Annotated in this window: 11 protein-coding genes; 6 read left to right on the top strand and 5 right to left on the bottom strand. The window is 34.3% G+C overall.

What is annotated here, in order from left to right; translation table 11 throughout:
- The first annotated feature begins 5 nt into the window (after window positions 1-5).
- From RB618_RS20635 to RB618_RS20660, 6 genes are all read left to right on the top strand, one after another.
- A complete protein-coding gene (locus RB618_RS20635; protein ID WP_308070518.1) occupies window positions 6-1,568 on the top strand; it encodes a RagB/SusD family nutrient uptake outer membrane protein in 1,563 nt (520 codons plus the stop codon).
- Window positions 1,569-1,589: 21 nt separating this feature from the next.
- Window positions 1,590-2,663 (top strand): hypothetical protein, encoded by a 1,074-nt coding sequence (locus RB618_RS20640; RefSeq protein WP_308070519.1) that lies wholly within the window; start codon window positions 1,590-1,592, stop codon window positions 2,661-2,663.
- An 85-nt stretch (window positions 2,664-2,748) separates the two neighbouring features.
- Complete coding sequence (locus RB618_RS20645) at window positions 2,749-4,014, top strand: fasciclin domain-containing protein (RefSeq protein ID WP_308070520.1); 1,266 nt, start codon at window positions 2,749-2,751, stop codon at window positions 4,012-4,014.
- 86 nt (window positions 4,015-4,100) lie between these two features.
- On the top strand, window positions 4,101-5,333 hold the full coding sequence (locus tag RB618_RS20650; RefSeq protein ID WP_308070521.1) for a glycoside hydrolase family 27 protein: 1,233 nt from the start codon (window positions 4,101-4,103) through the stop codon (window positions 5,331-5,333).
- 11 nt (window positions 5,334-5,344) lie between these two features.
- Window positions 5,345-6,310, top strand: a complete 966-nt coding sequence (locus RB618_RS20655; protein WP_308070523.1) for a glycoside hydrolase family 5 protein — start codon at window positions 5,345-5,347, stop codon at window positions 6,308-6,310.
- A gap of 597 nt (window positions 6,311-6,907) precedes the next feature.
- The gene (locus RB618_RS20660) at window positions 6,908-7,999 is read left to right on the top strand and encodes an outer membrane beta-barrel protein (protein WP_308070526.1); all 1,092 of its coding nucleotides are present in this window, start codon (window positions 6,908-6,910) and stop codon (window positions 7,997-7,999) included.
- Window positions 8,000-8,321: 322 nt separating this feature from the next.
- On the opposite strand, the gene RB618_RS20665 is transcribed toward RB618_RS20660, so the two are convergent.
- The 5 genes from RB618_RS20665 to RB618_RS20685 all read right to left on the bottom strand — a co-directional run bounded on the left by RB618_RS20665 (window position 8,322) and on the right by RB618_RS20685 (window position 14,013).
- The gene (locus RB618_RS20665) at window positions 8,322-9,227 is read right to left on the bottom strand and encodes an N-acetylmuramoyl-L-alanine amidase (RefSeq protein WP_308070527.1); all 906 of its coding nucleotides are present in this window, start codon (window positions 9,225-9,227) and stop codon (window positions 8,322-8,324) included.
- Window positions 9,228-9,255: 28 nt separating this feature from the next.
- Window positions 9,256-9,813, bottom strand: a complete 558-nt coding sequence (locus tag RB618_RS20670) for a hypothetical protein (protein WP_308070528.1) — start codon at window positions 9,811-9,813, stop codon at window positions 9,256-9,258.
- 42 nt (window positions 9,814-9,855) lie between these two features.
- On the bottom strand, window positions 9,856-11,169 hold the full coding sequence (gene rimO / locus RB618_RS20675) for a 30S ribosomal protein S12 methylthiotransferase RimO (protein ID WP_308070529.1): 1,314 nt from the start codon (window positions 11,167-11,169) through the stop codon (window positions 9,856-9,858).
- A gap of 210 nt (window positions 11,170-11,379) precedes the next feature.
- A complete protein-coding gene (locus RB618_RS20680) occupies window positions 11,380-12,963 on the bottom strand; it encodes an outer membrane protein transport protein (protein ID WP_308070530.1) in 1,584 nt (527 codons plus the stop codon).
- Between the two features lie 42 nt (window positions 12,964-13,005).
- Window positions 13,006-14,013, bottom strand: a complete 1,008-nt coding sequence (locus tag RB618_RS20685; RefSeq protein WP_308070531.1) for a hypothetical protein — start codon at window positions 14,011-14,013, stop codon at window positions 13,006-13,008.
- Window positions 14,014-14,115: the final 102 nt, after the last annotated feature.

The following is a 14,115-nucleotide window of genomic DNA, read 5'->3' on the forward strand; positions in this document are numbered from 1 at the left end:
CTCTTATGAAAAAATATATCAATATAAAGACCTTAGTTTTATTCTTAACGCTAGGTTTGGCAACTACTTCTTGCAGCGAAGATTTCTTGGATCGCCCATCTGAAGATAGTTACAGCAGCGACCAGTTTTATAATACCGATGAGCAGGTTGCAAGAACTACTTACGGAATGTATGGTGCAATGTGGGCTCCTTATTATACTAAAAACTTTTACGCATTGTCAGAATTGTCATCAGGAAATTGTTTGGCTTATGCCGATGGACCAGAACTGATTCAGTTTAAATTGACTTCCGATAGTCCAATATTGTTAGATCCTTGGAGAGCTTGTTTTGCAATTATAGCGCAAGCCAATAACTTAATTAATAATATTGAAAAAAATGCTACTGCAGATGTGAGTAAAGCAGTAATTAAAAACACGATTGCTGAAGCGCATTTTTTTAGATCGATCGCTTATTTCTATTTGGTTCGTTTGTATGGACCAGTGCCTATTATTGAAGATAATTTGGCTTTGGCAAAAGATCCGATGGTGAATACAAATAGAGTTGAAGATGTTTATACTTTTATTGAAAACGATTTAAAATTTGCAGCAGCAAATCTAAAATCTAAAATTAGATCTAGATCTGCCAGCGGAGACAACATTTTTGTAACTCAAGGTTCTGCTGAAGCATTTTTGGCCAAAGTATATTTATATGAAAAGAAATATGCAGATTCTAAAACAATGGCTGAAAAAGTGATTAATTCAGGCGAGTTTGGATTACTGCCAAATTTTGCAGATTTGTTTTTGACAAGTAAAAATAACAACGAAGAATCTATTTATTCTTGGCAATGGTCTGGCGCTATAAATACTTATGGAGGAGGAAATTTCTCTAATATTCAATATGGTTTAGATATTTTGAATGATAATGCTTCATACGGTGCTACTTATGTGCCAAGTAATGACGTTCAAGATGCTTTTGAAATTGGAGATTTGAGAAGAAAAGAATCTTTTATGGTTTATGGAGATTCTTATCCTAATATAAAAGGAGATGGTGCTGTAGGTTTTGTTATGGATAAAACGAAATATCCAGATGCATTGGCCAATACAGGAGCAGCTGTTAAGAAATATGTTGTTGGGCAAGTTACTAGCGAGACCGGCCCAGCCGATGGATGGGGAGGAATGAGTAACTGTAATTATATTATGCGTTATGCTGATCTTTTATTGATACATGCTGAGGCGATTATGGCGGGAGCTGATGAGACCAATAATGCTGCTGCAAAAGAATCATTCAATAAAGTAAGAGTTAGAGCAGGATTTAATGCTTTAGATGCTAATGTACCTTTAACAAAAGCAGTTTTATTTCACGAGAGAAGAGTTGAATTTGCTTTTGAAGGTGAATTTTGGTTCGATTTAGGAAGACTTCCACGTCAGGAAGCGATCAATATTATTTCTCAGCAAGATAGAGGTTTTGATTCTCAAGGGGTAATTCATTATACGCCAACTGCGACAGATTTTATTTACCCAAAACCAGATATCGAAGTTAGAAAAAATCCAAAATTGAAAGAGGCACCAGTTCCTTACACTTTCAAATAATTTTTTTAAAAGTAAATCACTATGAAAAATATAAAAAATAGAATGTTGTTGAAGTTGTATTTTTTGGCTTCGATTTCAATTTTCCTCTTCGCTTCTTGTTCAAATGATGATTCTACAGGTTCATCAGGAAAACTCGAAGTAACAGGTATCAGCAGATCTGTTGTTGACGATCCTTTGGTTGAAGGAGATAGAAAAGTTGATGTTCCTACAGATGTTATTAATGCTGGAAATTACTATATCATTAGAGGATCTGGTTTTGCGACATTACAATCAATTTCATTTAACGGATTGGAGTCTTATTTTAATCCAACATTCGTAACAGATAATGCCATCGTTGTTTTAGTAGACGAAAAAACGCCATATTATAATGAAATGGACGAAATGAAAATCGTTACTAGTTTAGGAACTCTGAACTATAAAATAGCGATCAGACCTCCAAGCCCAAGTATTAAAGGATTTCCAATTAATCCTAATGCCGGAGATATCATTACGATCAAGGGAGAATATTTTTTACGTCCTATTGTGAATTTTGGAACTACGACTGTTGAGCCTTTAGAATCATCATTGACGGAGATAAAAGTAAAAGTTCCAGATGATTTTAAATATAAATATTTATCTATAACAAATGTTTCAGGAACTACTGTTGCTAATCAAGCATTGGGTAGTGCTCTTTATGACGATGCGCCTACTAATATTTGGGGCTGGGATGAAAAATGGGATGCGACTAATAGTTTTGACTTGGCCTACACCAAAGATTTTAGTCAAGGTTCTAAAAGTATTGAATGGAAATCAGGTGAGTGGGATGCTTATATTATTGCTCTGGCTGATTGGAATTTTAAAGATACAGATAAATTCAAAGCTGTTAGATTCTCTATTAAAGGTGCAAAAGCAGGAAAAGTAAAGTTTTTTATAAATGGAGATCCAGAGAATAATATTAAGATAGTAGAATTTAAATCTGATTCATGGACATATATTGAAATTCCTTTTAGTGATGTAGGTAATCCAGCTGTATTAAGCAAAATTGGATGGCAGGAATTTGGTGGTTTTGGCGGAAACACAATCTTACTTGATGATATTGGATTGGTATTAAAATAATTGCGAAGGGTTCGAAAAGTAAATTTCAACAATTAAGTTGAGTTTGTCTATTAGAATCCATAATTAAAAAACTAAAAGAGAATTTATGAAAAATATATATAATAAAATAAAACATATTGCTCTAAGTGTCTTTTTGGTTGTTGCAGCTTCTTCCTGCGATAACGAAATTGAAGATATTGGAGGAGCGCAGCAAAATTACAATACAGCATATGATTTAATTCAGGCAAATAGTAGTTTAACTGTGTTTACAAAAGCAATAAAATTAGCGGGTTTAGAATCGACATTAAATACAGCTGATAATTACACGTATTTTGTTCCAAACGATGCCGCTTTCGATGCTTATTTGGTGGCCAATGGTTATGTAAATGATCTTGGATATCCAGATATAACGCTTGTTCCTGTGGAAGATTTAAAACAACTGGTTTTAAGTCATGTTATTAAAGGTGTCAAGAAAAGAGTAGGCAAACTTGAAGGTGTTGAAGCTGATTATTTAGAAACAGGTGATTATGCTACAATGGCAAATGCTGTAAACGCAGATCTATATTTGCTTAGCATTAATGTAACCAATGGTGTTTTAAAAGTTAATGGATCTGACAAAGAAGCGCCGGGATTAGATTATTATGGTACAAATGGTTTTGTGAATGTTTTAAGCAATGTTATTGAATTAACTCCACCAGCACCAGTAATTAGTGGATTGTCGCAAGTATTAGCTTCTCCAGGAGATGTTATTACAATTACAGGACAAAATTTTGTAAAAGTTAAAAGTGTAAAATTCGGATCTACGGCAGCTACATTTACAGCGGTTTCTAAAACAGAAATAAAAGTAACCGTTCCAGCCGATTTTGATTCGTATGCACTGATTGTTGTAGAGACCGATTTTGGCGTATCTGCTCCAAGTAGTATAGGTCTTAAATATTTGCTTTATGCAGATGATACATCAAAAATTAGCTACCAATGGGATTGGGGAGGTAGTTTTGATATGATGAATACTGAAAATGTAAGCCGTGGTACTCATTCTATTAAGAAAGTAACGGGTGCATGGTCTGGATTTTATATCGGGTTTAAAGAAACTTTGAATACTGCCGATTATCAATTCCTTAAAATATCGGTATATGCAACTGAAAGTACGAAAATATTAATTAGTATACATAGCAATGCTAATAATGATGATAGTTTGGGAACAACAGTTCAATTGGTTGCAGGACAATGGAATAATATTTCAATTCCGATGTCTGATCTGAAACTGAATCAGGTTGGTGCTACATTTAATAATATATTTATTAAAGAATATTCAGGAATATCACTTACGCCAGGAAACACTATTTATTACGATGATATAGGATTTTTATAAAGTTAGTTTGTTATTGAGTTAGTTTAAAAATGTTCCCTGATTGAAAAATTAGGGAACATTTTTTTAAATATTTTAAATTAAAAAAGATGAAAAAAATTGCTTTACTACTAGCTTTCATTATAACCGGTTTTGGTTTCAGTCAAGGCAATACGCATAAACAGCAAGGCGGAAAATTTGAAGGTCTGGCAATGACGCCTCCAATGGGTTGGAATTCGTGGAATACTTTTGCAACCAATATTGATGAAAAATTAGTAAAAGAAACCGCAGATATTATGGTTTCTTCGGGGTTGGCGGCCGCGGGCTACAATTATATTGTTTTAGATGATGGCTGGATGACGCATGAGCGAGATGTAAATGGTGATTTAGTGCCAGATCCTGAGAAATTTCCAAGCGGAATGAAAGTGCTTATCGATTATGTGCACAGTAAAGGTTTAAAATTTGGCTTGTACAATTGTGCAGGAACCAAAACCTGTGCAGGTTATCCTGGAACAAGAGGTTATGAATATCAAGATGCTAGATTTTATGCAAAACTTGGAATTGATTTTTTAAAATACGATTGGTGTAATACAGAAGGAATTACAGCAAAAGAAGCTTACACTACAATGAGTAATGCAATTAAAACAGCTGGAAGGCCAATTGTTTTTAGTCTTTGCGAATGGGGAGATAATCAGCCGTGGGAATGGGGAAAACCAATTGGCAATCTTTGGAGAATATCTGGAGATATATACCCATGTTTTGACTGCGAATTCAAGCATCCAGAAAATTGGTCATCTTGGGGATTCATGAAAATCGCCGATATGAGAAAAGATATTCGTAAATATTCGGGGCCAGATCATTGGAATGATTTTGATATGATGGAAGTTGGGAACGAAATGAATGATACTGAAGACAAAACGCATTTTGCAATGTGGTGCATGCTTTCGTCACCACTTTTTACTGGAAATGATTACAGAAAGATGTCAAAAGAGACTTTAGCAATTTTGACCAATAAAGAACTTTTGGCTGTAAATCAAGATAAACTTGGAATTCAAGGATTTAAATATGCTATTTTAGATGGAGTAGAAGTATGGGTAAAACCACTTTCGGATGGAGCTTGGGCAGTGAGTTTTGTAAACAGAACCGAAACTTCAAAAAAAGTTAATTTTGATTGGAAGAAAAATAACATCAAAGATGTGGATTTTGGTTATGAAGCTGATTTTAGTAAAACCGTTTTTAAAATAAAAGACCTTTGGAAAAACAAAGAAATTGGAACTACAAAAAAGGCTTTTACGGCCGAAATAGCTTCGCATGATGTTGTTACCTTAAAATTAATCCCTTAAATCAATACATTATGAAATCAAAGTTTTGGTATGCTACCTTTTTGCTTTTGTTGTTTGTAAATGTTTCAAAAGCACAATTTGTGAAAAAGCATGGACAACTAAGTGTTCTTGGGACTCAGCTTGTCGATAAAGATAATAATCCAATTGTGCTTCGCGGATTAAGTTTTGGTTGGCATAGCATGTGGCCGAGATTTTATAATGAAAAAGCAGTAAGCTGGTTAAAGAAGGATTTTAATTGTAATGTGGTTCGTGCCGCAATGGGAATTGAACTAGGTGATTACTCCTATATAAAGGATCCAGAATTTTCTAAAGAGAAAATAGAAGCAGTAATAAATGGGGCTATAAAGTCTGATATCTATGTAATTATAGATTGGCATAGCCATAATATAAACCTGAAAGAAGCTAAAGCCTTTTTTGCAGAAATGTCAAAAAAGTATGCTAAGTATCCTAATATTATATATGAAGTATTTAATGAGCCAGATTATGAAACTTGGTGGGAAGTAAAAAATTACGCAGAAGAGGTAATTCGAGTAATTCGCGAAAACGATCCTAATAATATTATTCTGGTCGGCTGTCCGCATTGGGATCAGGATATTGATCTTCCAGCCGAAGATCCGATAAGAGATTATACTAATATAATGTATACCATGCATTTTTATGCTGCAACTCATGGTAAAGAATTGAGAGATAGAACAGATTTGGCTATCAAGAGAGGTTTACCTGTTTTTATTTCAGAATCGGCTGGAATGGAAGCCTCTGGTGATGGACCTCTCAATTATAAAGCTTGGCAAGAATATATAGACTGGATGGAGTCTAAAAAACTAAGCTGGATTACTTGGTCGGTATCCGATAAAGATGAAACATGTTCTATTTTAAAAAAATCTGCCAAATCTGATGGAAAGTGGAAAGATGAGGATTTAAAAGAATCTGGAATTAAAGTGCGCGAGTACTTGCGAAAGTATAATAAAGAAGAATAAATTTTTTAGATCGTTTTTATAAAAGCCTGTTCATTTAAATGAACAGGCTTTTTTTTGATTTTTTTATATGATGATAATGCCTTTCTTGTCTTAATAGTGAGGTGTTTTGTGAGGATGTATTTTTGTAAGAATTTGCTTTGGCCTGAAATGATTTTTAGTTTGTGTTTTTATAATGATGTTTGTGAGTTCTTATTTTTTAATTTTTTAAATACCCCCTATTTTTTATAGGGGTGTTTACTTTTAAAAGTTATTTTTAGATATTTTGTTTTGAATTTTTGTAGTATTTTTTACTTTGACCTATGATAAATTTTAAAAGTTACTCTAAAATGTGTTATTGAATTTTCAAAAACAATTATCGATAAATGTCAAATCACGATTATTGGCGATTTAATTTTTGTAATCCATAATTCTTCATCTAAAACGTCAAAAAAGCAGTTTTGGATTATTCTACTCATACAAAAGTTAATAAATTCGCTAATGAAAATGATGATGATTTGAAGGCGCATGAAAGGTTTTAGAAATGACTTATACTATTAAATAGATATATAAAAGATTAACTAACCAGAATCAATTAATAACTAAAAACCAAATTAAAACATGAAAAAAGCATTTCACATTTTAGCCGCGATGTTAACAAGTTCTTTTGCCTTTGCCCAAGAAGAGGAAGCAGCAGCTCCCCCAGCAACCACATGGGGAGGTTCTGCAGATGCGTACTATAAATATGATTTTTCAAAACAAATGAATGGATTGACGAGCTTTACCAACTCACAGAATTCATTCGAATTAGGAATGGCGTCGATCGAAGCGGGTCATACTTTTGGAAAAGCTTCAGTTTTTGTAGACTTAGGTTTCGGAAAAAGAGCAGCAGAATTTTCATATAACGAAACACCAGATAAAGATGCAAGTGCAAAATTTATGATTAAACAATTATTTTTTACATATAATTTGACTGATGAATTTAAAGTAGTAGCAGGTAGTTTCGGAACTCATATCGGTTATGAACTATTAGATGCAGTAGATAACAAAAACTACAGTATGTCTTATGCGTTTTCTTACGGACCGTTTTTTAATACTGGGGTTAAAGCGCAATATACTTCTGGTAAATTTACAGCCATGTTAGGATTAACCAACCCGACTGACTTTAAATCGGCTATGGATGCAGGGACTTATCAAAAAACGTTCATAGGGCAAGTAGGATATATAGGCGATACAGGAAGTGCTTATTTGAATTTTACAACAGGAAGTAGTAACCCGATACCAGGAAGCACAATTCCAGTTTCGGACGAAAATAAAACACAGTTTGATTTAACAGCTTCAAAAACAATTTCAGATAGTTTTTCACTTGGGTTAAATGCAACTTATGCTAAAACAACAAATGATTTTGACAGCACTTTAGATGGAGACTGGTTTTCTTTGGTAGGATATGCTACTTATACTTTCAATCCAGCATTGCTTTTAGCTTACAGAATGGAATATTTTGATGCTAAAGATGCAGCGCCAAGTTTAGGAACTTTGTCAGGATCAAATGTATTTGCTAACACAGTTTCTTTAAACTACAAAGTTGGGAAACTAACCATAATTCCTGAGCTAAGATACGATGCGGCATCTGAAGATATTTTCTTAGATAAAGATGCATTGCCAACAGGCGGAAGTTTCTATGCCTTAATTGCAACAACATACTCTTTCTAGAGATAAAGATTGATATTTTTTTTTTTTTTTTTTGGAGCTGTCGAAACATATTAATGTTTTGGCAGCTTTTTTATTTGTTTCAAGTTTCAAGTTTCAAGTTTCAAGTTTCAAGTTTGAAGTTTGAAGTTTGAAGTTTGAAGTTGAACAGGCGATACTCATTCCGTAGGAATGTTTTGTCGGTAGATTTGAATTGATTGCCGCGCGCTACGTTCCGTAGGAACGTTTGATGTAGGGTTCGAAAATAAGAAATCTTTCATGATAAAAAAAAAAGCGTTTCTATGTTTTTTTACAGAAACGCTTTTTTTATTTAATTATTGAGGGTTTATTGGACTTGTTTTTTATAAATCGAATAAATAGTGTCAATTGTTTTTCTATCTAAAACAGAGGTTGCATCGGTTTGAATATAATGAAGTTTAAATGCTTGAATCGCTGCGGTTAGATTTTTGGTGTTGTAACCGATTATTCTTAGCGCAGGTTCGATTTTAAAATCAAATGGAGCTGGTTCTAAGACTTCGTCTTGCCAGATTCCGAATCCTTTTTCTGCTAAGGTTTTCCATGGAAACAACGCACTTGGGTCTTGTTTTCTTCCCGGGGCAATATCAGCGTGGCCTAAAAAGTTTTGTGTCGGAATATTGTAATCTTTTTTTAGCTTAGTTAATAAAGCGACTAAACTGCTGATTTGTGCTTCCGTAAAAGGCTTGAATCCGTTATTGTCCAATTCAATTCCTATTGAACAAGAATTTAAATCGGTTGTTTTTCCCCAAGTTGAATTTCCAGCATGCCAAGCTCTAAGGTAGTCATTAAGCATTTGCACTACTTTTCCGTTTTCAGAAATGATATAATGGGCGCTTACCTGAGTCTTGGTTTTTGTAAAAGTATTGATCGTCTGCTGAACAGAATCTTGAGCAGTATGATGAATAATAACAAAGCTTGGTTTTCTTAAATTGAAATTTACAGTACCAATCCATTCAGTATTTATTCCGTTTTGTAAATAAGTAGAATTTGTTTTAGATAAAGTATCTTTTACAATTCTCAGCTGCTGCGCATATGAAGTGTCAATAACAACAGGTGAAACTGCTGGAATTGGTTTGGCTTCTTTGCTTGTAATCTGGTTTTCCAAATTTTTCAGCTGTTGATCATAAGCTTTTTCAGTATTCTTGTACGGATTTGTGGAACAAGCACTTACAATAACAGCTAAAATTAGATAACAAAAATGTTTTTTTGTCATAATTCGTTGTTTTATAGGTTAATAACGATTATTCTGATATTTTCGTATCTGGGGTTTCTTTTACTTCTTTTGAATCTTCTTTAGAATCTTTATCTTTTTTCTTTTTTGATTTGGTCTTTTTTACTTCTTTTAAAGTATTCATGAATGTTTTGTACTTTTCAACTTGGTCTGGATTTAAAAAGGCTGTAACTTTTTTATCAGTACTTTCGCGTAAAGCTTTTATCTGCTCAATTTTTTGATCTTGACTGCTGCTTTCGTTTTTTAATAAAATTCCTTGTTCTCGAATACTATCGGCTAGAACGTTTGTAATAGCAATTGCCTGTAATTCATCAAGATTTACTTGCGGTTTCATTTGTTCTACAATAATTCCTGCAGTTTCTTCAGGTGGAGTTTCTTTAGGTTTGCTTTGAGAACCCTGTTGCTGTCCAGCCATCATGCTTCTGTCCATACCCATTCCGCCTCCTCTTCCGTAACCACTGCCATAACCGTTACCGTAGCCATTATTGTATCCTCCTCCATATTGAGCAGAAACAGTAAAAGTGAATAAGCCAAAAACTAAAATAAATAAAGTTTGAAAAGGTTTCATAAAAGTATTTTTATCTGTGATTAACAATTGTTCAGCGTAAATTTAAGCAGGTTCCCCGTATAAATCAAATTCTGTTGCTTCAATTATCTTGATATTAACAAATTCTCCTGTTTTTACATAATGTTTAGAAGCATCGATTAGAACTTCATTGTCAACATCTGGACTGTCAAATTCTGTACGGCCAACAAAATGAGCGCCTTCTTTTCTGTCAATAATGCATTTATATACTTTGCCAACTTTCTCCTGATTTAAATCCCAAGAAATTTGAGATTGCAATTCCATAATTTCGTTTGCTCTCGCTTGTTTTACATCATCTGGAACGTCATCTTCTAATAAATAAGCATGAGTATTTTCTTCGTGGGAATAAGCAAAACATCCCATTCTGTCAAATTTCATTTCCTGAACAAAATCTTTTAAAATTTCAAAATCTTCTTGAGTTTCACCTGGGTAACCTACAATAAGAGTAGTTCTAATTGCCATTCCAGGAACTGCTGCGCGGAAATCTTTTAACAACTGAGTTGTTTTTGCTTGAGTTGTGCCACGACGCATTGATTTCAAAATTGAATCTGAAATGTGTTGCAACGGGATATCAATATAGTTACAGATTTTAGGTTCACGTTTCATTACTTCCAAAACATCCATAGGGAAGCCAGTAGGGAAGGCGTAGTGTAAACGAATCCATTCAATTCCGTCTACTTTTACCAAAGCTTCAAGTAGTTCGGCAAGATTTCTCTTTTTATAAAGATCAAGACCGTAATAAGTTAAGTCTTGAGCAATTAAGATTAATTCTTTAACTCCGTTTTTAGCTAATCCTTCAGCTTCTTTAACCAATTTTTCAATTGGTTGAGAAACGTGAGAACCTCTCATTAGCGGGATAGCGCAAAAACTGCAAGGTCTATCGCATCCTTCGGCAATTTTCAAATACGCATAATTTTTTGGAGTTGTAGTTAAACGTTCTCCAAGTAATTCGTGTTTGTAGTCGGCTCCAAGAGCTTTTAATAGCTGAGGTAGTTCTGTAGTTCCAAAGTATTGGTCAACGTTCGGAATTTCTTTTTCTAAGTCTGGTCTGTAGCGCTCAGACAAACATCCTGTTACAAAAACTTTGTCAACAAGTCCTTTGTCTTTTTTGTCTGCATATTCCAAAATCATATTTACCGATTCTGCTTTTGCATTATCAATAAATCCGCAAGTATTAATTACAATAATGTTTCCTTCTTTTTCTGCAGGAGCTTCATGTTCAACCTCTTTTCCATTCGCGCGAAGCTGTCCCATTAGGACTTCACTATCATAAACATTTTTTGAACACCCAAGAGTGATTACGTTAATTTTGTTCTTTTTTAAAGACTTGGTTCTCATACTTTTATAAATTGGAGTGCAAAATTACACTTTTTTTATTCAAACTACGCTAGTTTGCAGTTTGTTTTAGCTGTTTTTTATGAAGTTAACTGGTTTGGTTACTTGTGTTTTTCGAGTTGGATTTAAAAACAAGTGTTTTTTTAAAAGGATAAAAAAAATCCGTCAAGGAAAAACCTGACGGAAATTTCAATCATCTATTTTGATTTCTAATTACAATTCAAATAATAAAGTCATAGTAACATTGTTTAATTTCGAAGTAATGTTAGCTCCGTCAGTGAATCCTCTTGTAAAGAAACCTTGATTTGAATCTCTTTCTAAATAAGAGTAAGCTAGGTCTAATTTTGTAGATCCAAAATTATAACCCAAACCAGCAGAATAGCTGTTTAATTCTCCAACTGTAATTCCGTTTTTATAAGGACTTCCTTCATAACGGTATCCGCCTCTTAAGCTTAATTGTTTGATTTTGTATTCAGCACCTATACGAAGCTCTCCAGTGCTAGTTAGAGTGTTATCTATTTCATTGTTAATGCCGCCAAAGCCCGCATTGCTTGGTTTGAATTTAGCGTTTCCGTAATTTCTTATGCCATAATCAATACTTAATAATCCTGATTTTCCAAAAATATATGCAGCACTAAAAGTCCATCTATCAGGTGTTTGTAAAGTATAAGATTCATATACGTTTACTACATTAGGGGCTACATTAGCATTGACAATTGGTCCGCCTGCAGCTTGTCTCGTTGTGTATAGGCTTTGTGAAAGCTCATCGTACAATTCATACCAAGTGTTAGATTCGTATGCTACACCCAGTCTAAAATTGTCAGTTACTTTTCCGATTGCTCCAAGTTGGAAAGAAAAACCATTTCCATAAGTATATAAATCATTATTGAATCTTATGCTTGATATTGTTTCGTTTGATGTGAGCACACCATTGTTGGTTTCGTAAAAACTTGTTGATCTCCTATAATCTGTGACATGAACATTTAAATTTGCTCCTAAATATAGTCGATCTTTATAAGATGTAGCGATATTGAAGCTTACTTTACTATTATAGCCTCTTGAGTAAATATCGTTAGTTTGGTAATAGTTTGTATTTTGGCCTTTTGGGACATTTGTTGAATAAGTGCTATTAGGATTATTAACATCATCAATATTCATAATATATCCTTGATATCCTAATAAAGCTTGTTGAGCTGAAAAACCACTTAGGTTTGGATATTGTGCATTTGGGAAATTAGACCCTAGATGCTGATATAAGTCGGTTATAGTTTCGTTGGGTAGAGTATTGACAAGTTGATGTGGAACTGGTGCTCCTCCATTGCTATAGTTTCCATAATCTAAAAAATACGCGTCAACCGAATGGTTAAGGTTTGTTCCTGCCGAGAAAACTTCATTGTTGAAATTATTGGTGTTCTCATAAGTTGCACCAATTGAAATTTTATTCCAACCTACATTAGGGTTGTGATTTTTAAATACAAAAACACCTCCAGCTTGATTTAAGATAAAAGAGTTTTCTTTGTCTGATGTTTGAGTTCCGTTGTAATTAGAATTGTTTTTAATGTTCTGATTGCTAAAGGTTACTCCAACTTGATTGCTGTTAAAAATCGCTGATCCGGCAGGGTTAACGCTTAAAGCAGAGATGTCTCCTCCAACAGCTCCAAAAGCACCACTCATGGCTCTATAGCGTGCAGTTCCGGTAAGGTTTTCTTGAGAATAACGTAAAGCATCTGAGACTTCTTGAGAATATGACGCGCTGACAGTTAGTCCTGTTATTAATAGGAAAAGTATTTTTTTCATTTTGATAAGTTTTAGTTCGAATTTAAGTGTGCTGAAGAAAGGTTATCTTCTTCCTCCGCCACCGCCACCAGATCTCATTCCGCCACCGCCGCCACCGCCGCTGTATGATCTAGAGCCGCCTCCGCCTCCCATGCTAGGAGAGTAGCTTCTTGATGAGCTGCTGTTGCTTGGTGTATAGCTTCTAGAAGAGCCATTGTTGTAGTTAGGCGTGTAGCTTCTGTTTGTTGTGGTATTTCCGCTATTATTATAAGATCTTCTGTTGCTATAGTTGTAATTAGAGCCGTTGTTGTAATTTCCTCGATTTGTAAATGTAGGACTAGTGGTTCCTCTGTTTAAAGTAGAAGTTCTTCTAAAATCAGAGTAGCTGTTAGATCTATTTGTGGTGTAATTTCTGTTTGTTGTGTAATCTCCCCTATTAGTAGTGTATCCTCTATTAGTGGTGTAGTTTCTATTGGTTGTGTATCCTCTATTGGTGCTGTAATTTCTGTTGTAAGCATAGTTTCTGTCTCCGTAATAAGCTGCAGATCCTCTTCTTCCATAGTTATAAGAATAGTTGTAGCCATATCCATAATATGGATATCCCCATCCTGGGTAGCCCCATCCAGGGTAGCCCCATCCTGGATATCCCCATCCGTAGTAAGGGTAGCCCCATCCGTAATAGCCATAGCCGTAATAAGGGTATCCCCATCCAAATCCGAATGACCATGTTGGGGTAGTGTAGAAGCTTACAGATACATCAGAACTGCTGCTTCCCCAAGCTGGATAACCTGTTGAAGCGGTTTGAGTGCTATCTGAATAATTAGTATAATTGTCAACATCAGTGAAAATTTCAGTTGACTGATTGTCATCTTGCAGTGATCTGAAATATTCTTTGTATTGGTTGTTTGTACCAGTAGTTTGCGCATATTTTACAGATGAGCCACCATAAACACCATCATTATCGTAATAAGAGGAGTTTTGGTAAGAACCACACGATGCTAGCAATAAACTCAGTAATCCAATTAAGTAAAAATGATTAGAGTTTTGGCGGAGTGAAAGGTAAGTTTTCATATCTGTGGTGTTTTTTATTGTTGCACATTACAAAATTAGTTAGTTTTGTCAAACTATTTAGTTAAAATTGTTTAAAACAAAATTTGTGCCAAAATATATAAT

This window comes from Flavobacterium sp. LHD-85, from assembly GCF_030929595.1.
Lineage (GTDB): Bacteria > Bacteroidota > Bacteroidia > Flavobacteriales > Flavobacteriaceae > Flavobacterium.